The 25,392-nt window shown below is 74.1% G+C and carries 26 protein-coding genes; 18 read left to right on the top strand and 8 right to left on the bottom strand.

Annotation, left to right across the window (positions count from 1 at the left end; translation table 11 throughout):
• Positions 1 to 23 precede the first annotated feature (23 nt).
• From RF647_RS12175 to RF647_RS12190, 4 genes are all read left to right on the top strand, one after another.
• Positions 24 to 695, top strand: coding sequence for a DUF305 domain-containing protein (locus RF647_RS12175; RefSeq protein ID WP_368811921.1), 672 nt, complete (start codon positions 24 to 26; stop codon positions 693 to 695).
• 76 nt (positions 696 to 771) lie between these two features.
• Positions 772 to 1,047: an SHOCT domain-containing protein gene (locus RF647_RS12180; RefSeq protein ID WP_368811922.1), complete on the top strand. Its 276-nt coding sequence runs from the start codon at positions 772 to 774 to the stop codon at positions 1,045 to 1,047.
• Positions 1,044 to 2,147 (top strand): multicopper oxidase family protein, encoded by a 1,104-nt coding sequence (locus RF647_RS12185; protein WP_368811923.1) that lies wholly within the window; start codon positions 1,044 to 1,046, stop codon positions 2,145 to 2,147. Before RF647_RS12180 ends, RF647_RS12185 begins: the two co-directional genes overlap by 4 nt.
• Positions 2,117 to 2,500: a multicopper oxidase domain-containing protein gene (locus RF647_RS12190; RefSeq protein WP_368811924.1), complete on the top strand. Its 384-nt coding sequence runs from the start codon at positions 2,117 to 2,119 to the stop codon at positions 2,498 to 2,500. Before RF647_RS12185 ends, RF647_RS12190 begins: the two co-directional genes overlap by 31 nt.
• Positions 2,501 to 2,568: 68 nt before the next feature.
• Here RF647_RS12190 and RF647_RS12195 read toward each other — a convergent pair whose 3' ends face one another.
• Entirely contained in the window at positions 2,569 to 2,976 is a 408-nt protein-coding gene (locus RF647_RS12195; protein WP_368811925.1) for a four-helix bundle copper-binding protein, read from the bottom strand.
• A gap of 219 nt (positions 2,977 to 3,195) precedes the next feature.
• On the bottom strand, positions 3,196 to 3,621 hold the full coding sequence (locus tag RF647_RS12200) for a hypothetical protein (protein WP_368811926.1): 426 nt from the start codon (positions 3,619 to 3,621) through the stop codon (positions 3,196 to 3,198).
• Positions 3,622 to 3,754: 133 nt separating this feature from the next.
• Between RF647_RS12200 and RF647_RS12205 the strand changes: the two genes are divergently transcribed.
• From RF647_RS12205 to RF647_RS12250, 10 genes are all read left to right on the top strand, one after another.
• Positions 3,755 to 4,570: an ATP-binding cassette domain-containing protein gene (locus RF647_RS12205; RefSeq protein WP_368811927.1), complete on the top strand. Its 816-nt coding sequence runs from the start codon at positions 3,755 to 3,757 to the stop codon at positions 4,568 to 4,570.
• A complete protein-coding gene (locus tag RF647_RS12210) occupies positions 4,567 to 5,340 on the top strand; it encodes an ABC transporter ATP-binding protein (protein ID WP_368811928.1) in 774 nt (257 codons plus the stop codon). The genes RF647_RS12205 and RF647_RS12210 overlap by 4 nt, the downstream gene beginning before the upstream one ends.
• A 60-nt stretch (positions 5,341 to 5,400) precedes the next feature.
• A complete protein-coding gene (locus RF647_RS12215) occupies positions 5,401 to 6,951 on the top strand; it encodes an ABC transporter substrate-binding protein (protein WP_368811929.1) in 1,551 nt (516 codons plus the stop codon).
• An 8-nt stretch (positions 6,952 to 6,959) separates the two neighbouring features.
• Entirely contained in the window at positions 6,960 to 8,789 is a 1,830-nt protein-coding gene (locus tag RF647_RS12220) for an ABC transporter permease subunit (RefSeq protein WP_368811930.1), read from the top strand.
• A gap of 74 nt (positions 8,790 to 8,863) precedes the next feature.
• Positions 8,864 to 9,685 carry a metal ABC transporter ATP-binding protein gene (locus RF647_RS12225; protein WP_368811931.1) on the top strand — a complete coding sequence of 274 codons (822 nt, stop codon included), beginning with the start codon at positions 8,864 to 8,866 and terminating at the stop codon, positions 9,683 to 9,685.
• 2 nt (positions 9,686 to 9,687) lie between these two features.
• Positions 9,688 to 10,599 (top strand): metal ABC transporter permease, encoded by a 912-nt coding sequence (locus RF647_RS12230; RefSeq protein WP_368811966.1) that lies wholly within the window; start codon positions 9,688 to 9,690, stop codon positions 10,597 to 10,599.
• Complete coding sequence (locus RF647_RS12235) at positions 10,596 to 10,991, top strand: Fur family transcriptional regulator (RefSeq protein ID WP_368811932.1); 396 nt, start codon at positions 10,596 to 10,598, stop codon at positions 10,989 to 10,991. Before RF647_RS12230 ends, RF647_RS12235 begins: the two co-directional genes overlap by 4 nt.
• Before the next feature lie 59 nt (positions 10,992 to 11,050).
• Positions 11,051 to 12,067 carry a metal ABC transporter substrate-binding protein gene (locus RF647_RS12240; RefSeq protein WP_368811933.1) on the top strand — a complete coding sequence of 339 codons (1,017 nt, stop codon included), beginning with the start codon at positions 11,051 to 11,053 and terminating at the stop codon, positions 12,065 to 12,067.
• A 221-nt stretch (positions 12,068 to 12,288) separates the two neighbouring features.
• Positions 12,289 to 13,002: a response regulator gene (locus tag RF647_RS12245; RefSeq protein ID WP_368811934.1), complete on the top strand. Its 714-nt coding sequence runs from the start codon at positions 12,289 to 12,291 to the stop codon at positions 13,000 to 13,002.
• Positions 12,999 to 14,135, top strand: a complete 1,137-nt coding sequence (locus tag RF647_RS12250; RefSeq protein WP_368811935.1) for a sensor histidine kinase — start codon at positions 12,999 to 13,001, stop codon at positions 14,133 to 14,135. The genes RF647_RS12245 and RF647_RS12250 overlap by 4 nt, the downstream gene beginning before the upstream one ends.
• A gap of 82 nt (positions 14,136 to 14,217) precedes the next feature.
• Here the strand turns inward: RF647_RS12250 and RF647_RS12255 are convergent, their stop codons facing one another.
• The gene (locus tag RF647_RS12255) at positions 14,218 to 15,264 is read right to left on the bottom strand and encodes a hemolysin family protein (RefSeq protein WP_368811936.1); all 1,047 of its coding nucleotides are present in this window, start codon (positions 15,262 to 15,264) and stop codon (positions 14,218 to 14,220) included.
• Complete coding sequence (locus tag RF647_RS12260) at positions 15,261 to 16,664, bottom strand: hemolysin family protein (protein ID WP_368811937.1); 1,404 nt, start codon at positions 16,662 to 16,664, stop codon at positions 15,261 to 15,263. Before RF647_RS12260 ends, RF647_RS12255 begins: the two co-directional genes overlap by 4 nt.
• Before the next feature lie 219 nt (positions 16,665 to 16,883).
• Between RF647_RS12260 and RF647_RS12265 the strand changes: the two genes are divergently transcribed.
• Complete coding sequence (locus RF647_RS12265; protein WP_368811938.1) at positions 16,884 to 17,258, top strand: hypothetical protein; 375 nt, start codon at positions 16,884 to 16,886, stop codon at positions 17,256 to 17,258.
• 179 nt (positions 17,259 to 17,437) lie between these two features.
• Positions 17,438 to 17,977 (top strand): hypothetical protein, encoded by a 540-nt coding sequence (locus RF647_RS12270; protein ID WP_368811939.1) that lies wholly within the window; start codon positions 17,438 to 17,440, stop codon positions 17,975 to 17,977.
• Positions 17,978 to 18,027: 50 nt separating this feature from the next.
• Here RF647_RS12270 and RF647_RS12275 read toward each other — a convergent pair whose 3' ends face one another.
• Both RF647_RS12275 and RF647_RS12280 read right to left on the bottom strand, forming a co-directional pair.
• On the bottom strand, positions 18,028 to 19,251 hold the full coding sequence (locus tag RF647_RS12275; RefSeq protein ID WP_368811940.1) for a chorismate-binding protein: 1,224 nt from the start codon (positions 19,249 to 19,251) through the stop codon (positions 18,028 to 18,030).
• 199 nt (positions 19,252 to 19,450) lie between these two features.
• Positions 19,451 to 20,665 carry an MFS transporter gene (locus RF647_RS12280; RefSeq protein WP_368811941.1) on the bottom strand — a complete coding sequence of 405 codons (1,215 nt, stop codon included), beginning with the start codon at positions 20,663 to 20,665 and terminating at the stop codon, positions 19,451 to 19,453.
• Between the two features lie 125 nt (positions 20,666 to 20,790).
• Here RF647_RS12280 and RF647_RS12285 point away from each other — a divergent pair, with 125 nt between their 5' ends.
• Together RF647_RS12285 and RF647_RS12290 are read left to right on the top strand one after the other, a co-directional pair.
• Positions 20,791 to 21,615, top strand: a complete 825-nt coding sequence (locus tag RF647_RS12285) for a PTS sugar transporter subunit IIA (protein ID WP_368811942.1) — start codon at positions 20,791 to 20,793, stop codon at positions 21,613 to 21,615.
• 14 nt (positions 21,616 to 21,629) lie between these two features.
• Positions 21,630 to 23,174, top strand: coding sequence for a PTS ascorbate transporter subunit IIC (locus RF647_RS12290; RefSeq protein ID WP_368811943.1), 1,545 nt, complete (start codon positions 21,630 to 21,632; stop codon positions 23,172 to 23,174).
• 35 nt (positions 23,175 to 23,209) lie between these two features.
• Here the strand turns inward: RF647_RS12290 and RF647_RS12295 are convergent, their stop codons facing one another.
• A complete protein-coding gene (locus RF647_RS12295; protein WP_368811944.1) occupies positions 23,210 to 24,310 on the bottom strand; it encodes an alanine racemase in 1,101 nt (366 codons plus the stop codon).
• Between the two features lie 54 nt (positions 24,311 to 24,364).
• Positions 24,365 to 25,315: a LysR family transcriptional regulator gene (locus RF647_RS12300; protein ID WP_368811945.1), complete on the bottom strand. Its 951-nt coding sequence runs from the start codon at positions 25,313 to 25,315 to the stop codon at positions 24,365 to 24,367.
• Positions 25,316 to 25,392: the final 77 nt, after the last annotated feature.

Genomic DNA, 25,392 nt, shown 5'->3' on the forward strand with positions numbered 1-25,392 from the left:
AACCGAAGAGAAGGACACCCTCCGTGAAGCGTTCCACCACCCTCACCACCCTCGCCCTGGCCTCGGCCCTCGCCCTGGCCGGCTGCGGCACCAGCGGCGCCCAGGAGGGCGCCGGCACGGACTCGGAGACCGCTGCCTCCGCGGCCTCCGCCCCCGCGGTCACCAGCACCGGTGCGGCCTCCGGCGAGCCGATCGCCGCCGAGCACGACGACGCGGACGTGATGTTCGCCCAGATGATGCTCCCGCACCACGAGCAGGCCGTGGAGATGAGCGAGATGCTGCTGGCCAAGGACGACGTCCCGGCCGAGGTCGCCGAGTTCGCCCAGGGAGTCGTCGACGCCCAAGGCCCGGAGATCGAGCGCATGAACGACATGCTCACCGCCTGGGAGGCCGAGCCCCTTGCCGACGCCGAGGACATGGACGGCATGGACCACGGCTCCGGGGCGGGCATGAGCGGGATGATGAGCGAGGAGGACATGTCCGCCCTCGAGGACGCCCGGGGCACCGGGGCCGCCCAGCTGTACCTGGAGCAGATGACCGTCCACCACGAGGGCGCGGTCGAGATGGCCCAGGAGCAGATCGAGCAGGGGCAGAACCCGCAGGCCGTCGAGCTCGCCCGCCAGGTGGTCGAGGACCAGGAGGCGGAGATCGCCGAGATGGAGCGGATGCTCCAGGAGCTGCCGGACGGTTCCTGACCGTCCCGGTGACCGGCGTCGTCGCCCACGGGCGGCCGCCGGCGGAAGTCGACCGACCGATCGAAGGAGGACCGCGATGATGTGGGGCGACGGCATGGGAGGGGGCATGGGCTGGATGTGGCTGTTCTGGCTGCTGCTCGTGGTGGGCACGGTCGTCCTGGTCGTCGTGCTCGTGAAGCTGCTCACCGGGAACTCGGGCGGCGGGATCCGGCAGGGTGGGAGCGCCCCGCCGCCGACGGGCGCAGGTCCGCGCCGGTCCCGGGAGATCCTCGAGGAGCGCTACGCCCGCGGGGAGATCAGCACCGAGGAGTACCGCGAGCGGCTGCGGACCCTGGAGGAGGGCGACCGGTGAGCCCGCTGATCCGCCGGCAGCTGCTGGCCCTGGGCGCCGCCGGGGCCGGCGCCGCGGCCGTGGGCGGGGCCGGGCTGTGGTGGACCGGAGGCTGGGGCGAGGCCCTCGGCGGCAGCCGGGAGCTGCGGCAGCCCGAGGTGCTGTCCAGCCGGGACGGTGCCCTGGACCTGGCCCTGGAGGCCGCCCCCGCCCGGGTGCGGATCGGGGCGCGCACCGCGCACGTGCAGGCGTTCAACGGCTCCCTGCCGGGGCCCACCCTGCGGGTCCGCCCCGGCGACACGCTCCGGGTGGCGATGACCAACGGCCTGGACGACCCGACGAACCTGCACGTGCACGGTCTGCACGTCTCCCCGGAGGACAACGGGGACAACCCCTTCGTGAGCATCGTCCCCGGGGACTCCTTCGACTACGAGTTCGCCCTCCCGGACGACCACCCGCCGGGCACCCACTGGTACCACCCGCACCATCACGGGCACGTGGCCGACCAGCTCGCCGCCGGGCTCTACGGGGCCATCGTGGTCGAGGACCCCGACCCCGTCCCGGTGGCGCGGGAGCGGGTGCTGGTGATCTCCGACCTCACCCTGGATGCCTCCGGGGAGCCGGCCGAGGTCTCCCCGCCCGAGCGGATGATGGGCCGGGAGGGGCGGAACGTGCTGGTCAACGGTCAGGTCCGTCTCGGGGCCACCGCCGCACCCGGGGAGCGGGAGCTGTGGCGGGTCGTCAACGCCTGCCCGTCCCGGTTCCTGCGCCTGAGCCTGGACGGGCAGGGCCTGCGGCTCTCCGGCCGTGACGTCGGCCGGCTGCCCGAGGCGCTCGAGGTCACCGAGGTGGCCCTGGCGCCGGGCAACCGGGTGGAGCTGCTGGTGGGCGCCCGGGCGGGCACCTCCACCCTGAGGGCCACCCCGGTGGACCGCGGCAGCATGGACGGGATGATGGACGGCATGACGGGCCCGGGCGGGGACCCGGTCGAGCAGGCCGGGCCCGTGCCCGCGGGGCCGGCGCTGTGGGGCCGGCGCTGCGGGACCTGCGCGAGGAGCCGGTCGAGGGCCGGCGCACCCTGGACTTCGCCATGGGCATGGGCATGGGCATGGGCGGGATGATGGGCGGCATGCGCGGCCCCGGGCAGATGATGTCCTTCACGATCGACGGCCGGGAGTTCGACGCCGGGCGCACCGACCAGCGGGTCCGGGTGGGCACCGTGGAGGAGTGGACCCTGACCAACTCCAGCCCCATGGACCACCCGGTGCACCTGCACGTGTGGCCGATGCAGGTCGTGGCCGAGGCGGGACGCGAGGTCTCCGGACCGCGGTGGCATGACGTGGTCAACGTCCCGGCCTTCGGGGAGGTGACGGTCCGGGTGGCCTTCGACGACTTCGCCGGCCGCAGCGTCTACCGCTGCCACATCCTCGACCACGAGGACCTCGGCATGATGGGCACCCTCGAGGCCCGCTGAACTCCGGCGAAGGCGGGGGAGCCCGGTGCGCGGATCCGCGCCGCGCCCGGGCCGGCGCTCCGCCGGGCTCAGCCCAGCGAAGCGAGGAGGTCGGTGCAGGCCTGCTCGCAGCGGCGGCAGGCCTCGGCGCAGACCTTGCAGTGCTCGTGCATCTCGGCGTGCTCGGCGCATTCGTCCCCGCAGGCCTTGCACGCGGTGCGGCATGCCTCGAGCAGGGCCCGGCCGACCTCGGCGTTGTTGCCGGTCTGACGGGAGAGCGCCTTGCCGGTGGCGGCGCAGACGTCGGCGCAGTCGAGGTTCTTGCGGATGCACTCGGTCAGCTCGGCGACCATGTCCTCGGCCAGGCATGCGTCGGCGCAGGCGGTGCAGGTCTGGGCGCACTCGAAGCACGCCGCGATGCACTCGGCCAGCTTCTGCCGGTCGATGTTCCCCAGGTCCTTCGGGTAGGTCTCGAGCATCGAGGTCACGTGGGTCATGGTCTCGCTCCTTCGTCCGTACTGCCGTGGTGCGGACCGGTCGGAACCGGGCCGCCGTGCAACCGACAGTAAACTGCCGATCCGGCGGAGTGAAGCCCTGGGCGTTGAAGATTCCGTGAAGAAACCCTGGCCACGGAGGGGGGCGGACGAACCGGTCGGCGCCGGCCGCCACCGCCGGTCACGCCGGGGCCGTCTCCCGGTCTCCGGCGCGCTGACGGCTCAGCGGGTGCGGCGGGACACCGCGGGCGGCGGGCCGAAGCCGCTCACGGCGTCCCGCAAGGACGGCGGTGCGCCGTGCTCGGGCTGGTGGATTTGCTGCGGACCGCCGGAGGCGACCCAGCGGTTCAGCGCCTCCGCCCGCTGCGCGTCCTCGAGCCCGCTCAGCCACACGGTGGGACCCACGTGCCCGCTGGGCCCGTCCCGTCGTGCGACCGCGACCAGTGCGGCCATCTCGCACCGTCCCAGGCACGGGGACGAGATCAGGACGGCCCCGGCCGTGCCCCTGACCACCTCCTGGAGGTCCTCCGCCTGCTCGGCGGTCCCGGTCATCCGTCGGAGGCCGGCGCACCGGTGGCCCTGGCAGACCGCGACCAGGGGACCGCTGGCGTCGGTGGTGGTCCTGCGCGGGGCGCTCTTGCGGGTCATGGGATGCCCTCCTGGGTCGGCGAACGAGGTGGCGGACCGGCGGCTCCCGGACGCGGTGCCGTCGGTTTTGTTGTTGAGAATGAAACTCATTACTATGAGATCCTGTTGAGACCGGTTTTGGCAAGGGAGAAGCATGCGCGGTGCGACCGGAGTGGACGTGCGGGGGCTCGAGGTGGCCCTGGCCGGACGGCCGCTGTTGCAGGGTGTGGGCTTCCAGGTGCCGCCCGGTCGGCGGGTGGCCCTGCTCGGCGCCTCGGGCTCGGGGAAGTCCCTGACGGTGCTGGCCCTGCTGGGTCTGCTCGGGCACCACGTCGACGTGCAGGGCTCCCTGCGGGTCGCCGGCCGTGAGCTGCCGTGGCGGCAGGCTCCCGGGCGGCGTCCGGGAATGGCCGCGGTCTTCCAGGACTCCCAGGCCGCACTGAACCCCGTGGTGCGCCTGGACCGGCAGCTGCTGCCCGCCGTGGCCCGCCGGCGCCGGCTCGGTGCGGCGGCCGCCGGCCGGGTCGTGGCGGATCTGCTCCGCGAGGTCGGCTTCGAGGACCCGGCGCGGATCCTGCGGGCCCACCCCTCCCAGCTGTCGGGCGGGCAGCGGCAGCGGGTGTGCCTGGCGCTCGCCATGGCCGCCGCACCGGACCTGCTGGTGGCCGACGAGCCGACCACGGCGCTGGACATGATCAGTCAGCGCCACGTGGTCGAGGCCCTGCGCCGGTGCACCGGCGCAGGCCGCGGCGGGCTGCTGTTCATCACCCACGACCTGGCGGTCGCCGCCGACCTGTGCGACGACGTCGTCGTCCTGGACCGGGGACGGGTGATCGAGTCCGGTCCGATCCAGCAGGTGGTCCGATCGCCGCAGGCGCCCTTCACCGCGGCCCTGGTCGAGGCCGCCCGCACCGGACTCCGGCCCGCCGCGGCTCCGCCGGCTGCCGCCCCCCTGGGCGTGGCCTCGTGAGCCGGACGGCGGAACCCGCCGCACTGCACGGTGTCGGACTCACCAGGAACTACGGCACGCGCTCCGGCGCGGTGGCCGCGGTGCGCAACGTCGATCTCGCGGTGCGCGAGGGGGAGTCGCTGGGTCTGGTCGGCCCCTCCGGATCGGGCAAGTCCACGCTGCTGTCCCTGCTGCTGGGCGTCGAGCGCCCGGACCGGGGCGAGATCCTCTTCGACGGCGTTCCCCTGACCGGCCGGCAGCGGATCCGGCGGGCCAGGCATGCCGTGCAGTACGTCCCGCAGGACCCCGCGTCCAGCCTGGACCCGCGGCGCAGCGTCGAACGCCAGCTGCGGGAACCGCTGCGCCGCTTCCGCATCGCGGGCGACCACGCCCGAATGGTCCGGGACGCCCTGGAGCGGGCCGGCCTCGGCGCCGAGCACCTGGGCCGGCGCGCCCACGAGCTCTCCGGCGGTCAGGCCCAGCGCGTGGCGATCGCCCGGGCCCTGGTGACCCGGCCACGGATCCTCCTGGCCGACGAGGCGGTCAGCGGCCTCGACCTGCCGCTGCGCCACCAGGTGCTGGACCTGCTCAAGGAGCAGCACGTCCAGGAAGGACTGGGGCTGCTGTTCGTCTCCCACGACCTCACCGCGGTCCGCTTCCTGTGCCACCGCGCGCTGGTGCTCGACCACGGGCAGGTGGTGGAGGAGGGTCCCGTCGACCGGCTGCTCGAGACGCCGCGCCACCCGACGACGCAGGAGCTGGTGGACGCGGTTCCGCACCTGGCCCCCTGAGCCGGCGGCTGCACCATCCCTGTCACCCACCACCGATCACCACACCGAAAGGGCCTCCCGATGCCACCTCGCCCCTCCGCTCCCCGTCCCGCCCCGCGCCGCACCGGCCTCGGCCTCGCCGCGGTCAGCCTGCTGCTGCTCACCGGCTGCTTCTCCGAGGGCTCCGGCACCTCCTCCGCCGGGGGAGCCGGCGGCCCGACCGACGCCCGGATCGAGCTCGCCATGCTGCAGCCGCCGCGCTCGGGGCTGTCTCCGCTGAGCGACGACGCCTTCAAGCTCTCCCGCTGGTCCACCGCCGAGACCCTGGTCCGGCTGGACGAGGCCGGGGACGCCCAGCCGATGCTGGCCACCGAGTGGGAGCAGCTCGACGACACCACCTGGTCCTTCACGATCCGGGACGGCGTCACCTTCCACGACGGCACCGAGCTCACCGCGGAGAACGCCGCCGCCTCCCTGGCCCGGGCGGTGGAGGCGGAGCCGGCCCCGCGCATCCTCGACGGGGTGGAGATGAGCGTGGCGGCCGAGGGCGACACCGTGCGGGTCACCACCGCCGAGACCGACCCGCTGGTCCCGCAGCGGCTGTCCAGCCCGCAGCTGTCGGTCCTGGCCCCGGCCGCCTACGAGGGCACCGCCGTGACCCCGGTGGGCCACGGCACGGGTCCGTTCGAGCTCACCGCCGTGGACGGCACCTCCGGAGCCACCCTGGAGCGCTACGACGACCACTGGGCCGGCGCCGCGGCGGCGGCCGGCATCGACGTGTCCTTCGTGCCCGACGGCACCGCCCGGGCCGCCGCGCTGCGCACCGGCGAGGCCGACGTCGTCGAGGCCGTGCCCGTGGGCCAGGCCGCCCAGGTCGAGGAGGACCTCCTCGAGGAGGTGCCGATGCCGCGCACCAACACGCTCTACCTCAACACCGAGGACGGGCCGTTCGCCGACCCCGCCCTGCGCGCCGCCGCCCGGGAGGCCCTGGACCCGCAGCGCATCGTGGACGGGGTCTACGAGGGCCGGGCCGACGTGGCTGCGGGACTGCTGGGCCCGGCGATCCCCTACGCCGCGGAGGGGCGGGACACCGACGCCTACCGCGAGGCGCTGGCCGACCGCGCCGAGGCCGGGGACCCGGCCGGGCGGAAGATCACCATCGGCACCTTCACCGACCGGGCCGAGCTGCCCGAGGTCGCCGTCCAGCTCCAGCAGCAGCTCGAGGCCGCCGGCTTCGAGGTCGAGCTCGAGGTGCGCGAGTACCAGTACATCGAGGCCGACGCCCTGGACGGCGACTTCGACGCCTTCATCCTCTCCCGCGCCACGGTGCTCGACTCGGGCGACCCGGTGGCCTACATGGTCAGCGACTTCGGCTGCGAGGGCTCGTTCAACCTCTCCCGGTTCTGCTCCGGGACCGTCGACGACGCCCTGACCGCCGCGGAGCAGGCCGCTCCCGGCGCGGAGCGCCAGGAGGCGATCATGGCCGCCGAAGCGGCGGTCCTGGCCGAGGACGCGGCGATCCCGATGCTCCATGAACGCGTCATCCAGGGTGAGCAGGACGGCGTGGAGGGCGCGGTCCGCGATCCGCGCGAGCGCGAGCTGATCACGGCCGAGACCGCCGTCTCCGAGTGAAGGGCCGAGTGACAGGACGGGGAGGGGCGGCGGCCCTGATCTCCCGCGCCGCGGCCTTCACCGCCGTCGTCCTGCTGATCGGGGCCCTGCCGTGGCTCTCGGGCAACAGCCCGGAGTACACGGTGCTGCGCGCCCGCTACGTGGACCGGCCGGCCACCCCGGAGGTGCTGGCCCAGATCCGGACCGAGCTGGGTCTGGACGGCGGCCCGGTGGCCGTCTTCGCCGACTGGGCGTCCGGCGTGCTCACCGGGCACCTCGGCACCTCCTGGATCAGCGGGCGCCCGGTCCTGCCCGGCGTCCTGGAGGCCATGGGGGTGTCCCTGACGCTGATGGGCGCGGCCCTGCTCGTCGCCCTGCTCGTGGCCGCCCTGACCTGCGTGCCCACCGTCCGGGCCGGGCTCGCCGGGCGCCCCGCCCGCGGGGCCGGGGCGGCGGCCGCCGCGCTGACCGCGCTGCCGGAGTTCCTGCTGGCGGCGGTGCTGCTGATCGTCGTGGCCGTCTGGGCGGGCTGGCTCCCGCCCTACGGATGGCATGGACCCGAGCACGTGGTGCTCCCGGCCCTGGCGCTCGGCCTGCCCGGGGGCGGGCTGATCGGCCGGCTGCTCTCGACCGCCCTGGCCGGCGCCTTCACCGAGCGCTGGGTGCACACCTGGGCCGTGGCCGGGCACTCCCGGCCGCGGATCGCGCTCGCGGCGCTGCACCGGGCCCTGCCCGGGGTGATCGGGCAGATCGCCCTCGTCGTCGTCGGGCTCACCGGCGGGGCGGTGCCGGTCGAGGAGGTCTTCGCGATCCCCGGCCTGGGTCGGACCCTGCTCGGGGCCGCGGCGGCCCAGGACATCCCCGCCCTGCAGGCGGGGATCCTGCTCCTGCTCGTGCTCGCCGCGCTGTTCGGGGCCCTGGCCGCCCTGGCGCGCCGGGCGCTGCTGGGGCCGGCCGCCCGCTCCGGGGACCTGCCCGTCCCCGGGCCGCCCTCGGGGCGGCGCCGGGCGTGGTGGACGGTGCCGGCCGTCTCGGGGGCCCTGCTGCTGGGGCTCGTCGTCGCCGGGCTGCTCCGGGACCCCTACGCCTCCGCCCACGGACGGCTCGAAGCGCCCTCCTGGGCGCTCCCGCTCGGGGCCGACGCGTCCGGCCGCGACGTGCTGGCCCGCGTGGGCCACGGCGCCCTGGACACCCTGGGCCTGGCCCTGGTCGTGGTCGCCGCCTGCCTGGTCATCGGTCTGGCCGTCGGGATGACCGGGACGTGGTCCACCGGGCCGGTCGAGGTCACCAACGCGGCACCACCGATCATCGCCGGCATCCTCGTCGTGGCGGTGGCCGGCCCCTCCGCGGCCGGGGCCGCCCTGGCCGTCACCCTGGTGAGCTGGGCGCCGCTGGCCGCCCACACCGCCGCCCTCGTGGCCGAGATCTCCGCCCGGCCCTACGTCCGGGTGCTGCCCCTGCTCGGTGTGGGCCGGACCCGCATCCTGGCCGGGACCGTCCTGCCCACCCTGCTGCCGGAGGTGACCCGGCACGCGGTCCTGCGCCTGCCCGGCACCGCCCTCGCCATCGCCGGCCTCGGCTTCCTGGGCCTGGGGCAGCAGCCGCCGGCCCCGGAGTGGGGCCTGCTGCTGGCCGAGGGCATCGGCTACGTCGAACGCGCCCCCTGGACCGTGCTCGGCCCCGCGGGTGCCCTGGTGCTCGCCTCTGTCCTGGCGGTCTCCCTCTCCAGCGCCGACGTCGCGAGGCGGACGGCCCGTCCCGGGCGGGGGCCTGCCGCCACGGCGCCTCCTGCCGTGCTGGCCGTTCCGCGCCGCGGGGAGGACGCCGTGCGGTCCGCCGTGCAGCCGGCGCGGCGCTGATCCCGGCGGCACCGATCCGCCGCGGAACCGGTGCCGAATTGACCATCGTTCTCATTTTCTTGAGAATGGCTCTCATGAAACTTCGATCCACGCCGGAGGCACCGGCCCCCGCGGACCGCTCGGCGATCCGCACGGAGGACCTCACCGTGGTCCTCGGTGCCACTCCGGTGCTGCGCGGGGTGGACCTCGCCGTGGCCGAGGGCGAGGCCGTGGCCCTCATGGGCGGCAACGGCTCCGGGAAGTCGACCCTCATCAAGTCCCTGCTCGGCATCGTGCCCGTCGAATCCGGCGAGGCCCGGCTGTTCGGCGCCGACGTCACCGGCGCGCGCCGGACCGTGCCGTGGTCGCGCATCGGCTACGTCCCCCAGCGCGTCGGCGTCGGCGCCGGGGTGCCGGCCACCGCGCTCGAGGTCGTGGCCTCGGGGCTGACGGGACACCGGCGCCTCCGCCCGGGGCCCGCGGCCCGGCGCGCGTGCCTCGACGCCCTGGAGCAGGTGGGACTGGCCGACCGGGCGCGCGAGAGCGTGGCGATCTTCTCCGGCGGCCAGCAGCAGCGGGTGCTGATCGCCCGGGCGCTGGTGCGGCGGCCCCGGCTGCTGCTGCTGGACGAGCCCCTGTCCGGGGTGGACCAGGTCTCCAAGGAGGCCATGGCCCGCATCCTGGCCCAGCTGCAGGCCGACGGGACCACGCTCCTGGTGGTGCTCCACGAGCTGGGCGAGCTGGCCCCCCTGCTGGACCGCGCCGTGGTGCTGCGCCACGGGCGCATCGTCCACGACGGCAGCCCTCCGCTGCCGGCCCCCGGGCACGACGCCCCCGATCACGAGCACCTGCACCCCCACGGGGACGAGCACTCCGCCGTCCCGACAGCCCCCGATCTCCACGGAAAGCCCCAGTGACCATGCTCGAGACCCTCGCCGCCATGCTGGCCAGTCCGCTGATGCAGCGCGGTCTGCTGATCGCCGCCCTCGTGGGCGTCTCCGCGCCGGTCATCGGCACCTACCTCGTCCAGCGACGTCTGGCCCTGCTCGGCGACGGCATCGGCCACGTCGCCCTGACCGGGGTGGCCATGGGCTGGCTGGCTGGCTCGGCGGCCGGACTCACACCGCACGACGCCCTGGCCGTGCCCGGGGCGGTGGTCGCGGCCATCATCGGCGCGGTGCTCATCGAGGTGATGCGCACCAAGGGACGCACCAGCGGCGACGTGGCGCTGGCCCTGCTGTTCTACGGCGGCATCGCCGGCGGGGTGCTGCTCATCGGGCTGGCCGGCGGCACGTCGGCGAACCTCACCGGCTACCTCTTCGGGTCCATCGCCACCGTCACCCCCCTGGACGTCTGGCTCACCGCCGGGCTGGCCGCGGTGGTCCTCGGCCTCGGGCTCGGCCTGCGCCCGGCGCTGTTCTCCCTGTGCCACGACGAGGAGTTCGCCCTCGCCACCGGTCTGCCGGTGCGGGCGCTGAACATCATGGTGGCCGTCATGGCCGCCCTGACCGTCTCCGTGTCGATGCGCGTGGTCGGCGTCCTCCTGGTCTCCGCCGTGATGATCGTCCCGGTGGCCGTGGCCCAGCTGGTCACCCGCTCCTTCGTCGGGACCATGGGGACGGCCATGGCCGTCGGGGTCGGGGTCTGCGTGACCGGCCTGTCCATCACCTACTTCCACCCGCTGTCCCCCGGGGCCACGATCGTGGTGCTGGCCATCGCCTGCTACGTGCTGGCGCTGATCCTCCGCCCCCTCCTGGGGCGCACCGGGCGCCACGGCGGACCGGATCGTCTCCACGCCGTCGAGGACGACCTCCAGCTGCGAGGAGCGTGACCGTGTCCCGGACCACCCGGCAGCGTTCCGCCCTGGCCGAGCTGCTCGAACGGACCCCCGAGTTCCGCTCCGCCCAGCAGCTCCACGCCATGCTGGGGGAGCAGGGGGAGTCCGTCTCCCTCGCCACCGTCTACCGCAACCTCAGCGCCCTGGCCGAGGCCGGGGAGGTCGACGCCCTCGCCGCCCCCGGCGGAGAGACCCGGTACCGCCGGTGCCGGCGCACCGAGCACCACCACCACCTGGTGTGCCGCCGCTGCGGCCGCACCGTGGAGGTGGCCGAGACCGCGGTCGAGCGGTGGGCCGCCCAGGCCGCCCGCCGGCACGGGTTCACGGACGTCTCCCACGCCATCGAGCTCCACGGGACCTGCGAGACCTGCCGACGGGACGTCTGAGGGTCAACCCGCCGCGGCTGTTTTGACAATGATTCTCAGATTCACTGAGAATTGATCTCATGATCCTGTCGCGTGCTCTCGCCGTCCCGCTGTCCCTGACCGCCGCTCTCGCCCTGTCCTCCTGCGCCTCCGGCTCGGGCGACCCGTCGACCGCCGGCGGGGGAGCGGGCGAGACTTTGAGCGTGCAGGCCTCCTTCTATCCGCTGCAGTACGTCACAGAACGCGTCGGCGGGGACCTCGTGCAGGTGGAGTCGTTGACCCCCGCCGGGGCCGAGCCGCACGACCTGGAGCTGTCCCCGGCCGCCGTCGACGGACTGCGCACCGCGGACGCCGTGGTGTACCTCTCCGGGTTCCAGCCGGCGGTCGACGACGCCGTGGCCCAGGCCGCCCCCGAGTACGCCCTCGACGCGGTGCACGCCGGGGTGGAGGGCGAGGAGGCCCACTCCGCCGAGGAGCATGAGGCGGCCGAGGCGTCCCACAGCGGAGAGGCACACAGCGAGGAGGCGCCCGTTGAGGAGCCCGTTGAGGAGCCCGCCGGTGACGACGGCCACGGCCACGACGGCGAGGACCCGCACTTCTGGCTGGACCCGGACCGGTTGGCCGCGGTGGCCACGGAGGTCGCCCACGAGCTGGCCGAGGTCGACCCGGACAACGCCGCGACCTACGAGTCCAACGCCGAGGAGCTCACCACGGAGCTGGCAGCCCTGGACGAGGAGTTCACCGAGGGACTGGCCACCTGCGAGCGGGACACCATCGTGGTCTCCCACGACGCCTACGGGTACCTGGCGGACAAGTACGACCTCGAGCAGGTGGCCATCGCCGGGCTCGACCCCGACACCGAGCCCTCCCCGGCCCGGCTCGCGGAGATCGGCGAGGTGGTCGAGGCCGAGGGCGTCACCACGGTGTTCTCGGAGTCCCTGGTCAACCCGAAGGTCGCCGAGACCCTGGCGGCCGAGCACGGGATCGAGACGGCGGTCCTGGACCCGGTGGAGAACCAGTCCGACGAGAGCGCCGACTACCAGCAGGTCATGCGCAACAACCTCGAGGCGCTGCGCACCGCGCTGGACTGCGCCTAGGGTTGCGCAGCTGCCTCCGCGGGGCCCGGGGACGCCCGCGAGGTGATGGAGCGTCCCGAGACGAATCCGGCGGTCCCCACCGCGCACGGGCGCGGTGGGGGAGAATGGGAACCGTGAACAGGACGACGGGGACCACTCCGGGCGCCGGCTCTCTGCGCCACGCAGTGGACCCGAGCCCCGCCGCCGGGTCCTGAGCGGGCGCCGCTGACGAAGGAGCCACGATGTCCTCACCTCATGCGGGTCGTGTGCTGGTGGTCGACGACGAGGTCGGCCTGGCGCAGCTCATCGCCGGATATCTGCGCACGGCGGGACTCGACGTCGCGGTACGGAACGACGGCACCGACGCGGTGGCCGCGGTGCGGGACTTCGCGCCGCACGTCCTCGTGCTGGATCTGGGGCTGCCGGGGATCGACGGGATCGAGGTGTGCCGTCAGGTGCGGACCTTCTCCGACTGCCACGTCCTGATGCTCACCGCCCGCGACGACGAGATCGACAAGATCGTGGGCCTGTCGGTGGGAGCCGACGACTACGTGACCAAGCCGTTCAGCCCGCGCGAGCTCGTGGCCCGCATCCAGGCGATGCTGCGCCGGGCCCGCACCGGCCCCACACCCGGTCCGGCGGGGCCGGACCGGGAGCTCGTGGTCGGGGACCTGGTGGTGGACGAGGCCGCCCGGGAGGTCCGCGTGGGCGGGGATCCGGTGGGGCTGACCCGGATCGAGTTCGATCTGCTGGCCGCGCTGGCGGCCCACCCGCACCTGGTGCTCTCGCGCCGGCAGCTGGTGGAGATGGTCTGGGACACCGGCTGGACCGGTGACGCGCACCTGGTGGACGTGCACATCGGGCGGATCCGCAAGAAGCTCGGCGACGAGGCCGCCGGCCCGAAGTTCATCCAGACCATCCGCGGCGTCGGCTACCGGATGGGGACCGGACGATGAGCACCACCGCCCCGTCCCGGATCCGGTCCTGGGGATCGCTGACCGTGCGGTTGATGCTGGCACAGACCTCGGTGCTGCTCAGCGGGCTGGTCATCGTGATGATCACCGCGGTCCTGGTCGGGCCGGACATGTTTCACGAAGAGCTCATCGACGCCGGTCACTACGACGAGGCCGACGGACTGGATCATCTGGAGGACGCCTTCCGCTCGGTGAGTCTGATGGCCCTGGCCATCGGCGGGATCCCGGCCCTCTGCATCGCCGGACTGCTCAGCCTCTACCTCTACCGCACCGTGGGGCGGTCCCTGGCCTCCTTTCGTACCGCGGCCGGAGAAGTGGCCGCGGGCAACTACGACGTGCGCGTCACCTCCGCCGAGCTGGGGCCGGAGTTCGACGCCCTGGCCGGCTCCTTCAACGAGATGGCGGCCAGGCTCAGTGCGGTGGACGCCACACGGCGCCGGATGCTCGCCGATCTGGCGCACGAGATGCGCACCCCGCTGGCCAGCCTCAAGGGCCATCTGGAAGGCGTCGAGGACGGGGTGGTCGCCCTCGACGAGCACACCACCGGGATCCTCCACGCCCAGATCACCCGCCTGGAGCGCCTGACCCGTGACATCCGCCAGCTCACCGCCGCCGAAGAGGGCATGACCCGGCTGCAGCTCGCCCTCCAGGACCCCCGGCACCTGGCGGACCAGGCGGTCGCGGCCCTCGAGCCCGACGCCGCCGGCAGAGGCGTGTCGATCACCTCGGTGAGCACCGGCCCGGAGACCGCCACGGTGCCGCTGGATCCGGAGCGGATGGGCCAGGTGCTGAGCAACCTGCTGGAGAACGCCCTGCGCCACACCCCGACCGGGGGCGTCATCGTCCTGCGCACCGACCACACTGCCGAGGCGGTCACCTACACCGTCACCGACACCGGGGAGGGCATCAGCGCGGAGAGCCTCCCGCACGTCTTCGAGCGCTTCTACCGCGCGAACACCGGCCGGGAGGCCCACCGCGGAGGCTCGGGGCTGGGCCTGGCGATCAGCAGGGCCCTGGTCGAGGCCCAGGGCGGAACCCTGGAGGTCACCAGCGACGGCCCCGGCCGCGGCGCCAGCTTCCGGATTCGCCTGCCCCGCCGTCGCCCCACCGGCTGAGCCCGCCGGGCGCCGGCGACCTCCGGGCCCGCCGCCGGCCTCTCAGGGACTGCGCGTGGGCCTGGTGCCTCCGCCCGCAGGCTCAGACGGTCCTGAGCTTGCGGCTGTCGTCGCGGATCTGCCCGACGAGCTCCTCGAGCATGTCCTCCAGGGTGACGATGCCCTCGGTCCTGCCGCGCTCGTCGAGCACGAGGCCGAGGTGGGCCCCGGAGTTCTGCATCAGGGCCAGGGCCCGGCGCAGGGGCATGTCCCGGTCGATCGTGGGCAGCGCGCGGATCAGGGACGGGTCGATCGGGGTGTCCCGGGCGTCCTCGTCGATCTCGATCAGGTCCTTGATGTGCACGTACCCGGCGAGCTCCTCGAAGACGTCGAAGATGGGGAATCGGGAGAACCCTCCGGCGGCCACCGTCTCGGCCTGGGCGGGGGTGACCCCGGCGGGCAGGGTGGTGACCCCGTCCAGCGGGATCACGATCCCGGTCACGCTGCGCTGCTCGAAGGTCAGGGCCCCGAGCAGCAGCCGCTCGTCGTTGGCCTCCAGCAGACCGCCGTGGCGGGACTCCTCGACCAGGGCCGCGACCTCGTCACGGGTGAACACCGAGGTGACCTCGTCCTTGGGCTCCACCTTCAGCAACCGCAGGATCACGTTGGCGACACCGTTGAGCAGCCACAGCAGCGGGCGCAGGGCGGTGACGATGCCCACCAGGACGGGGGCCAGGACCACGGCCATGCGCTCCGGGCCGGCCAGGGCGATGTTCTTGGGCACCATCTCCCCGAACACCACGTGCAGGTAGGTCACCAGGGACAGGGCGATCGCGAAGGCGATCGGGTGCACGAAGGCCTCCGGGACGCCGATCGTGGCGAAGGGCACCTCCAGCAGGTGGGCGATGGCCGGTTCGCTGATGTAGCCCAGGGCCAGGGAGCAGATGGTGATGCCCAGCTGCGCGCCGGCCATCATCAGTGAGACGTTCTCCATGGCCCCCAGGGTCACCTTCGCGGCCCAGGACCCGGACAGCGCCCTGGGCTCGATGATGGTGCGGCGGGCGGAGATCAGGGCGAACTCCGTGCCGACGAAGAACGCGTTGGCGCCCAGGAGCACCACGGTCAGGATCAGACCGGTGACCTCGCTCATCGGACGGACTCCTTCTGGTGGGCGGGCACTTCCACGGCGCGGTTCTCCGCGCCGTCCTCGGCTGCCGTCCCGTCACCGGGGCGGTGGACGCGGGCATGCACCGCGGTGATGCGGTGGACGTCCAGCGCGGTGACCTCGAAGGTGATCGTGGCCTCCGGTTCACCGGGCGCGGGGGCGGCCGCCACCGTGACCCGGTCCCCGACCTCGGCCAGGCGGCCAAGGTGCAGGGTCACGAGCCCGGCGAGCGTCTCGTAGTCCTCGTGCTCGGGGACCGACGCGCCGAGGTGCTCGGCCGCCTCGTCCGGGCGCAGCGCCGCGGAGAGGTCCCAGGAACCGTCCGGCTCCACCGTGACCGCCGCAGGCTCGGGGTCGTGCTCGTCGCGCACCTCTCCGACGAGCTCCTCGACCAGGTCCTCCAGGGTGACCAGCCCGGCGGTGTCGCCGAACTCGTCGATCAGCACCGCCATCTGCAGGCCCCCGGCGCGCAGGGTGTCCATCAGCTCGTCCAGCTCCACCGTGTCCGGGACGAAGGTCACCTCGTCCATGACCGCTCCCACGGTGACGGCGTTCCGCTCGCGGTAGGGCACGGCCAGGCCGTGGCGCACGTGCACCTGGCCCAGGACCGCGCCCTCGTCCGCGTCGAGGACGGGGAAGCGGGAGTGCCCCGAGGCCTTGGCCGCGGCCAGCAGCTCGTGCACGGACGCGTCCGGGGCCAGGGTGGTCATCTGGCCCCGGGGGGTCATCACGTCGTGGGCGCGGCGGTCGCCGAAGGCGAAGGAGCGCTCGACCAGCTCGGCGGTGGCCGCGGCCAGCGCCCCCCGCTCGGCGGAGTGGCGCACCAGCCCGGCGAGCTCCTCGGGGGAGCGGGTCGAGGCCAGCTCCTCCTGCGGCTCCACCCCGAGGGCGCGCACGATGCGGTTGGCGTTGCCGTTGAACAGCCGGATCGGCCAGGCCAGGGCTCTGGTGAAACCGCGCTGGAACCCACTCACCGCACGCGCGGTGGCCAGCGGCTTGGAGATGGCCAGGTTCTTGGGCACCAGCTCCCCGAAGATCATGGTCAGGCCGGTCGCCAGCACCAGCGCCAGCACGATGGAGGTGGAGCGGGCCGCCACCGGGGACAGCCTGGCGTCGGTGAGCGGGCCCACGATCAGGGCGGCGATGGCCGGCTCGGCCAGGAATCCGATGCCCAGGTTCGTCACGGTGATGCCCAGCTGCGCCCCGGAGAGCTGCGTGGACAGGGTCTTCATCGCCCGCAGCACCCCGCCCGAACGGCGGTCACCCGTGGCCGCGGCGGCCTCGACGTCGTTGCGGTTGACGGTGATCAGCGAGAACTCGGCGGCCACAAAGGCCCCGCAGGCGGCAATCAGGGCCACCCCGAGGAGGATCGACAGGACTTCCATCAGCCCCACCACCTCGTCACATCTGCACGGCCCGAAGGCCGGGGTCTGTCACAGGGCGCGTCGCAGTGGGCGCTCATGATCTCCGTATCTCACTCGTGCACAGGGCGGCCCAGCAACAGGGCCGCAGGAACCAGGAAATCTAGCAATCCCAGCCGGGAGAAGGCTGGGAAAGATGAGAGGCGCAGGAGAACCGGCGCGACCCGCCAGTAGGCTCGGGCCGTGACCGGACTCAGTGGAGCGGCCCTGCTCGAGGTGCTCAGCGCCGCCGCGACCAACGCCGGTCTGGCCCTGGTGGCGGCGGCCGTGATCATCCGCTGCCTGCACGTCCGGTGGCACCGGACCGAGGCGATCCACGTCCTCCGGGACGGGGCACACCGCCTGCGCTGGCACACCACGCGCTACGAGATCCACGAGGAGCCCTGGCACCACCCGCCGGTGCCCGTCCCTGCTCCCGGGGCCGAGGTGGTCGTCTGGTTCCACTCCCGGCACCCCGAGCAGTGGAGGCTGAGCACCCCGCACCGCCCGGTCTGGGCACTGGCGGTCTGCGGGGCAGGACTGGTGCTCCTGGGACTGCTGATGCCGGTGCTGCCGTAGGCCGCGTCCGCCTCGTGCCGCTTCCTCCGGGCGCGGCTCTCCGCCTCCACCACGGCTCCCGGGCCGCGCCGAGCGGGGTCGTCCCACGACCGGGCGGCGGCGGCGTAGCGTAGAGCGTCCGGGCGCGACCGCCCCGTCGTCGTCCCACCGCCCCGCCGCCCCGCTAGGAGACATCACCCGTGGAACCCCTGTTGCTGGAGCCCCTCACCCGCTTTCTGACCGTGGAGCACGCCGCGGACCTCACCGGGCTGGCCGCGCGCATCCCGGGCTCGGGGTTCCTCTGCTTCTACCCCAACGACGAGGAGTACACGGGCTTCGTCGACGGCACGGGCCGGCTGTGGCTGCGCGGCGACGACGCCACGCCCGCCCGGGAGTTGCTGGAGGTCCTCGAGCCGCCGTTCCGCATCGCCTATCCGGTGGCCCCGGCCGTCACGGGCGACGAGGAGGCGGTCGTCTCCGCCGGGGTGCTCCAGACCCCCGAGGAGGTGGAGGCCTACCGGGTCCGCTTCGCCGACGTCGAGGGCGAGGCGGACCTCGACCACCAGGCCCACGCCGTGGACGCGGTCGGCCAGCACTGGACCCTCATGGCCGGCACCGAGCCGGGGGAGGTGCTCGCCCTGTGCTTCGGCCGGGACGAGGCGGGGGTGCCCTTCTCGGAGCAGACAACCTTCACCGCCGAGTCCCTGCCCCTGCCGGTCACCGTGGTGGAGCTCGACTGACCGCCGGCCCCCGGTGTCGGGGGCCGGTGCCGCTCCCCGGGCGTGACGGGTCAGGCGGCGTACGGGAGCGCGCCGGTCCGCGCCGGCGTGCCGGCGGCCGCGAGCGCCGCCCGCACCGTGCCGAAGTTCGCCGCCGTCTCCGCCAGCGCACCGTCCACGGTGGAGGCGGCGTCCAGCTCCGCGGCGGCGTGCAGCCGGGCGCGCGTGCCGTGCAGGTGGACGCTGCGCAGGACCGGCACCCACTGGCCGTGCCCGGCGGCGTCGGTCCAGCCCACCAGACCCCCGAAGACCCCGCGGGGCCGCGGCTCCAGCTCACGGATCAGGGACAGGGTCTCCCGGTCCGGGGCGCCGGCGGCCGCACGGTGCAGCGCCACCGCGGCGTGCAGCGCGCTGGTGCCCCGGTGCAGCCTGCCGGTGAGACGGGTCGCCAGGTGCCAGGCGGCGTCGGTGCCCGGCACGCTGGGCTGCCCGGGCACGTGCAGGGACGCGGCGTGCGGTGCCAGGCGGCGGGCCAGGTGCTCGACGACGTGCTGGTGCCGCCGCCGGGCGGAGGGGGAGCGCAGCAGGGACTGCTGGGCGGCCGCGTCGCCCGCGACCGTGGGGTGGCGCGCGGCGCAGCCGGTGTGGGGGTGGGAGGCGAAGCCGGTCGGACGCACCTCGGCCGTCAGCTCCGGGCCCGCACCGAGGACCGTGCCGCCGTCCCGGGGGCGCACCAGGAAGGCGTGGCCGCCGGGGGCGCGGGCCACCAGCTCGTCCCACAGCCGGTCCAGGCCCGCGGGTACGGGGAGCTCCAGGTCCAGGGCGCGGGCCAGCACCAGGTGCGGGGCGGCGCCGCGGCCGATGCGGTCCAGGGCCTCGGCGAGCGCCTCGTGGTGGTCGGGGTCCGGTGCCGGGGCGGCGGGCACGAGCTGCCGCGCCAGGGGCACCGGGGCCGTGGGCGCCGGGCGGGGCGCCCACACGGGCCGCTCGGCGAGGAACAGGTCGGCCGGCTCGTCCGGGTCGAAGGGGATGGTGCCGCACAGCACCGGCCGGGTCTCCCCGCCGGCCCGCGTGCCGGCCGCCGCGCGGGTGACCTCGTCCAGGCGGGCCAGGACCGGATCCACGCCGCCGTCCGTGATCCGTCCGGCGGGCAGCTCCCGGTCCCGGCGGGCGAGGAGGATCCCGTGGCGCCCCGCGAGCGCGAAGTCGCCCTCGAGGCCCCGTGCGGCGCTCCCTGCCTCGTCCCGGGGCAGGGGAACGGGCGTGCCGGCGGGGGGCGTCGTGCCACGGAGCATGGGCGGAGCCTTCGGTCGAGCGGTCGGGGTAAGGGTACCCTCAGTGGTTCGTGGCTCGACTGTAGCAGTCCGTCCGCGGATTAGCTGACACTTCTCTGTCCTAATTGGATCGCCGGGGCCGCGTGTTCGGTGGCGCGGCCGTGCCGCCGCGGCGTCCCGCGGTCCTCGGTGCCCGGCGGCGGGCTGCTCGGGGGGGGGCCTATCGGCGGCGTCGGGTCTCAGCGACCGCCAGGAGCCCCCCGATCAGGAACAGCACGGTGGCGCCCAGCACGACCAGCAACGGGACGGTCCACCCCCCGGTGCCGGAGTTCAGCGCCCCGATCAGCGGCGGGCCGACCGTCGCGGCCAGGTAGCCGCTGCCCTGGATGCGGGCGGAGGTCGCCGCGGCCTCGGCGTCGGTCCGCACGATGCGCGCGACGATCGAGAAGATCGTGGTGAACCCCCCGCCCTGGGCGACGCCCCCGACGGCGGACCACACGAGGTAGCCCTCGGGGGCGATCAGCAGCCCGACGGGAAGGGTGATCCACAGCGCCCCGATGACGGCCACCGGCGCCCACGCCGGGGCGCGGGCGGCCAGGAGGGGCACCCCGAGGGCCCCGGCGATGGCGGCGACCTGGAACAGCGAGGCTCCGGCCCCGGAGGCCGCCAGGCTCAGCCCACGGGTGTCGGCCAGCAGGGTGGGCAGCCACGCGGTGACGGAGTAGTAGGAGATGGCCTGCCCGCAGAAGGCGAGGGTCAGCCACCAGCCGATGCGCCGGATCTGCGTGGTGCCCCGGGCCTGCCGCAGCGCCCCGGTGGCCGTGTCGGGTTCGGCGGGGGCGGGGGTGGTGTGCGGTGTGCCGGCCCGGCGGCGGCCCACGACCAGCCAGAACACCAGGGCCGCCAGCGTCAGCACGCCCCAGGAGGCCAGCGCCCAGCGCCAGCCGACCACCGCGGCGAGCGGGGCGGTGCCCAGGGCGGTGATCATCGACCCCACGTTGAGGGCGGCGGTGTAGGCGGCGGTCACCACGGGGATCCGACGCCAGGGGACGTCGCGGCGGATGATCACCGGGACCACGATGTTGCCGACGGCGATCGCGGCGCCGATGACCACGGTGCCGGCCAGGACCACCGGGGCGGGACCGGCCGAGCGGACCACGGTCCCGGCCAGCACGCCCGTCAGGCACACCAGGACTGCGGCCTCCGGGCCGGCGCGCCCGATGAGCTTCGACGCCAGCGGGGTGGCCAGGGCGAACAGCAGCACCGGCAGGCCCGTGAGCAGGCCCGCGGTCGCCGCCGAGAGCCCGAGGTCGGACTGGAGCTGGGTGATCACGGGGGTCGGGGCGATGATCGGCCCGCGCAGGCTCAGCGCGACGAGCACGATGCCGACGACGACCCACGGCAGGGCGTGCGCGGGCACGGAGCGCTGGCTCATCTCGGTCCTCCCCGACAGTCCGGTGATCTGGTGCAGTGATCTCCTGCCGGCGGGGCAGGTGCTGGTGCCAGCCTGCCAGATCCGCGCCGCACGTCGGGACGGCACCTCCGCCTAGACTGGCCGGTATGTCCGAGATCACCCGGTTGTTGACCCCCGCCTCGATCCGCCTCGACGCCGCGGCGGACGACTGGCGGACCGCCATCGCGCTGGCCGGTGAGCTCCTCGAGCGCCGGGGCGCCACCAGCAGCGCGTACACAGAAGCCATGATCACCAGCGTCGAGGAGAACGGCCCGTACATCGTGGTGGCGCCGGGCTTCGCCTTCGCCCACGCCCGGCCCTCGGAGGCGGTCCACCGCACCGCGATGTCCTGGGTCCGGCTGGCCCGGCCGGTGGAGTTCGGGCACGCGGCGAACGACCCCGTGACCCTCGTCGTCGCCCTCTCCGCGAAGGACCAGAAGGAGCACCTCCAGGCCATGCGGACGCTGGCCACGCTGCTGGGCTCGCCGAGGACGCGGACCGCCCTGGACGAGGCGAGGACCCCGGAGGAGGTGCTCGCCGTGCTGACGGAGGAGGCCCCGGCGCCGTCCGGGAGACCGCCGACGACGGACGAGGCGCCGGCCGCGGAGCCGGCGACGACGACAGCGGCGGAGGCGTCCGCGGACAGCCGGAACAAGATCCTCACCGTCTGCGGCAACGGGCTCGGCACCAGCCTGTTCCTCAAGAACACTCTGGAGCAGGTGCTCGACCACTGGGGGTGGAGCAAGTACCTCACGGTCGAGGCGACCGACACCATCTCGGCCCGCGGCAAGGCCAAGGAGGCCGACCTGATCCTCACCTCCGGGGAGATCGCCCGCACCCTCGGGGACGTCGGCGTCCCCGTGAAGGTGATCGAGAACTTCACCAGCACCACCGAGCTCGACGCCGCCCTGCGTGAGCTCTACGACGTCTAGAAGCAGGTGTTCCCGTGAACTGGCTCGTCAGCATCCCCGAGTTCCTGGTCAGCGAGATCCTCGCCGTCCCGGCGTTCCTCATCGGCATCATCACCGCCGTGGGCCTGGCCGCCCTGCGCAAGAGCACCGGCCAGATCGTCGGCGGCGCGATCAAGGCGACCCTCGGCTTCCTGCTGATCGGCGCCGGGGCCACCCTCGTCGTCGCCTCCCTGGAACCCCTGGGCGCCATGATCCTGGGCGCCACCGGGGCCCAGGGCGTGATCCCCACCAACGAGGCCATCGCCGGGATCGCGCAGGCCGAGTACGGGGCCCAGGTCGCGTGGCTGATGATCCTCGGCTTCGCCGTGAGCCTGGTGCTCGCCCGCTTCACCCCGCTGCGCTACGTCTTCCTCACCGGCCACCACGTGCTGTTCATGGCCACGATGCTGACCATCATCCTCGCCACCGCCGGGTACGACAGCTGGGTGACCGTGCTGCTCGGCGCCGTGCTCCTCGGCATCCTCATGGTCTCCCTCCCGGCGCTCGCCCACCCGTGGACCCGCAGGATCACCGGCGACGACAGCGTCGCCATCGGCCACTTCGGCACCGCCGGCTACATCGCCGCCGGCGCCGTGGGCCAGGTCGTGGGGAAGAAGAGCCGGTCCACCGAGGACACGAAGCTGCCGGAGGGACTGCGCTTCCTCCGCGACTCCATGGTGGCCACCGCCCTGTCCATGGCCCTGATGTACGTGGTCCTCGCCGTGCTCTTCCTCGCCCGGGCCGGGACCGAGGAGGCCTTCACCGCGTTCGAGGGCGGCGCCACCGGGATCGGCAACTACATCATGATGTCGATCACCCAGGGCCTGCAGTTCGGCGTGGCCGTGGCGGTCATCCTCTTCGGCGTGCGCACCATCCTGGGCGAGCTCGTCCCGGCCTTCCAGGGCATCGCCGCCAAGGTCGTCCCCGGCGCCATCCCGGCCCTCGACGCCCCGATCGTCTTCCCCTACGCGCAGAACGCCGTGCTGCTGGGCTTCATCTCCAGCTTCGTGGGAGGCCTGATCGGGCTGCTCGTCCTCTCCGTCTGGCTCAACCCCGCCATCGGCCTCGCCCTGATCCTGCCGGGGCTGGTGCCCCACTTCTTCACCGGCGGCGCGGCCGGCGTCTACGGCAACGCGACCGGAGGGCGTCGCGGGGCCCTCGCCGGCGGCTTCGTCAACGGCCTGATCATCACGTTCCTGCCCGCGTTCCTGCTCTCCGTCCTGGGCGCCTTCGGGGAGGAGAACACCACCTTCGGCGACGCCGACTTCGGCTGGTTCGGGATCGCCGTGGGCTCCGCCGCCAAGATCGGGTCCGTCGGCGGCATCGTGGTCATCTCCCTGATCGGGCTCGGGGTGCTGGTGCTGGCGATCGTGGTCCAGCGCAAGGTGGTCGACACCCGCTGGGACCCGGCCGCCGGCCGTGCCTGGCCCGGGACCGCGGGCGCCCCGGAGACCGAGGACGCGGCGGCCCCGGGGGCCGCCCGCTCGTTCCCCAAGATCGCGCCGCCGAAGGGCGCGCCCGCTCCGCCGCCCCCGAGCTGAGCCGCCGGACCCGGATCGCCCGGCGGGCTACGGGGTCAGGAGTTGCGGCCCCGCGCGGCCACGGTCCAGCGCTCCAGCAGGGCGCCGTCGCGCACCACGGCCACGTCGTCGACGAGGTTCATGGTCAGGCACACGTGGTTGGGGATGACGCGCAGGCGCTCGCCGAGGGTGGGCAACGGGGCGTCCTCCGGCCAGACGACGGTGGCGTGGTGCTCGGACAGGGCCGTGATCCGGGCGTCCGGGTGGTCCATCAACCGCCCGCAGCCGGTGGCCCAGGCGGGCCGGTCGCTGCCGAGGACCTTGCTGCCGGCGTCCAGGACGGTCCGCCGCGGCACCCCGTTCCCGCCCTCGTGCCGGCTGACCACGGTCGCGGCCACGGTGAGGGCGGTGTCCTCGAGGGCGCACCGGCCGAGCTCCAGCTGCTGGGCGTCGCCGAAGACGTAGACCCCCGGCCGCACCTCCGTGGCCGTGGCGCTGTCGGTCAGCAGCGCACTGGGCGTGGAGCCGCCGCTGCGGCGCAGCACCTCGAAGCCCGCGGCCGCCAGCTGCCCGGCCGCCCGGTCCAGGGCCTGCTGCTCCTGCGCGGCCGCCTCGACCGGCATGCCCGGGGCGTAGCTGTGGCCCGGGAAGGTGAAGACGCCCTCGACGCGCAGCCCGGCCCGGGCCGCGGCCCGAGCGACGTCCGCGGCGGCCTCCGGGCGGACCCCGCTGCGGTGGTGGCCGCTGTCGATCTCCACGACCACGGCGACGTCCCCCGCCGCGTCCCCCAGCTGCTCGCCCATGACGGCGGCGGCCTCGGCGGAGTCCACCCCCACGCTGATCCGGGCCGCGGCGCACAGCCGGCGCAGGCGCTCCGCCTGGCGCGGGCCGACCCACAGCGGGTACGCGATGAAGAGGTCCTCGGCCCCGTGCGCGGCGAAGACCTCGGCCTCCCCGAGCGTGGCCACGGTCAGCCCGGCCGCGCCGGCGGCGAGCTGCAGCGCCGCGATCTCCGGGACCTTGTGCGTCTTGGCGTGCGGGCGCAGCAGCAGGCCCCGCTCGCGCACGGCCGCGGCCATCCGCGCGATGTTGCGCTCGAGCACGTCCCGGTCGATCAGGACGTCCGGGGTGTCGACCTCTTCGGGGATGCGGTGCATGGGGCTCCTCGCCGGTGCCTGGATCGGTGGATCGGTGGATCGGTGGATCATCGGTCAGGGAATGGGGGCGTCGCCGGGGCCGTCGTCATCGACCAGGGCCCGGACCGCCTCGTCGTCGTCCAGGATGAGGCTCAGCAGACGGGCCACCGCGCGGTTGTTGCTGGTCTCGTTCCACGCCACGTGCAGATCGGCGCGGTTCAGGTCCGCCAGGCCGGCAGGACCGGCCAGCTCCTCGAAGACCACCCCCGGGGGAGAGAAGTCCATGGCCGAGGCGGGCACCAGGCTCACGCCCAGGCCGGCCGCCACGAACGCGAGCAGGGCGGGGACCTGGCTGGCGAGCTGGGTGACCACAGGATGTGCTCCGGCGCTCTCGTACAGTCGCATGACCAGGTCGTGGAAGTACCGGGCCTCGGAGGTCGAGTACATCATCAGGGGCAGGCCGTCGAGCTGACGCATCCGCACGCCGTGACCGGTGGCGAGGAGGTGCCCGTCGGGGAGCGCAGCCACGAGCCGGTCCTCCATGTGGGGCCGGGTCACCACTCCGGAGCGGTTGACGATCGGCCGCAGGAGGCCGATGTCGATGGTGCCCCGTGAGAGGGCGTCCATCTGGTCCACGGAGACGGCTTCCCGCAGCACCAGGTGCACGCCTTCCATGTGCTGCCGCGCGAGCCGCAGGATGCCCGGCAGGCTGGACTGACCGGCGATGGCGGTGTAGCCGATCACGATGGAGCCGGCGTCCCCCGTGGCCACCCGCCGGACGTCCAGCTCGGTCTTGGCGCACAGGTCCAGGATCTGCCGGGCGCTCGGCAGCAGCGTCTGACCGGCCTCCGTGAGCTGGACCTTCCGGCTGCTGCGCTTGAAGAGCTGGGCGTCGAGCTCGCGCTCCAGCAGCTGGATCTGCCGGCTCAGCGGAGGCTGCGTCATGTTCAACCGCGCCGCCGCGGCGCCGAAGTGGAGCTCCTCGGCCACGGCCACGAAGGACTCGAGCTGGATCAGGGAATACATCAATCCACTCCTTGAATGATTGAGTGCCTATTTTAGCTTGGACAGGCATGGCCGGGCCTCTCTAGCGTGGAGAGGAC

This window comes from Kocuria sp. CPCC 205263, assembly GCF_040981075.1.
In the GTDB taxonomy this organism is placed as follows: domain Bacteria; phylum Actinomycetota; class Actinomycetes; order Actinomycetales; family Micrococcaceae; genus Kocuria; species Kocuria rosea.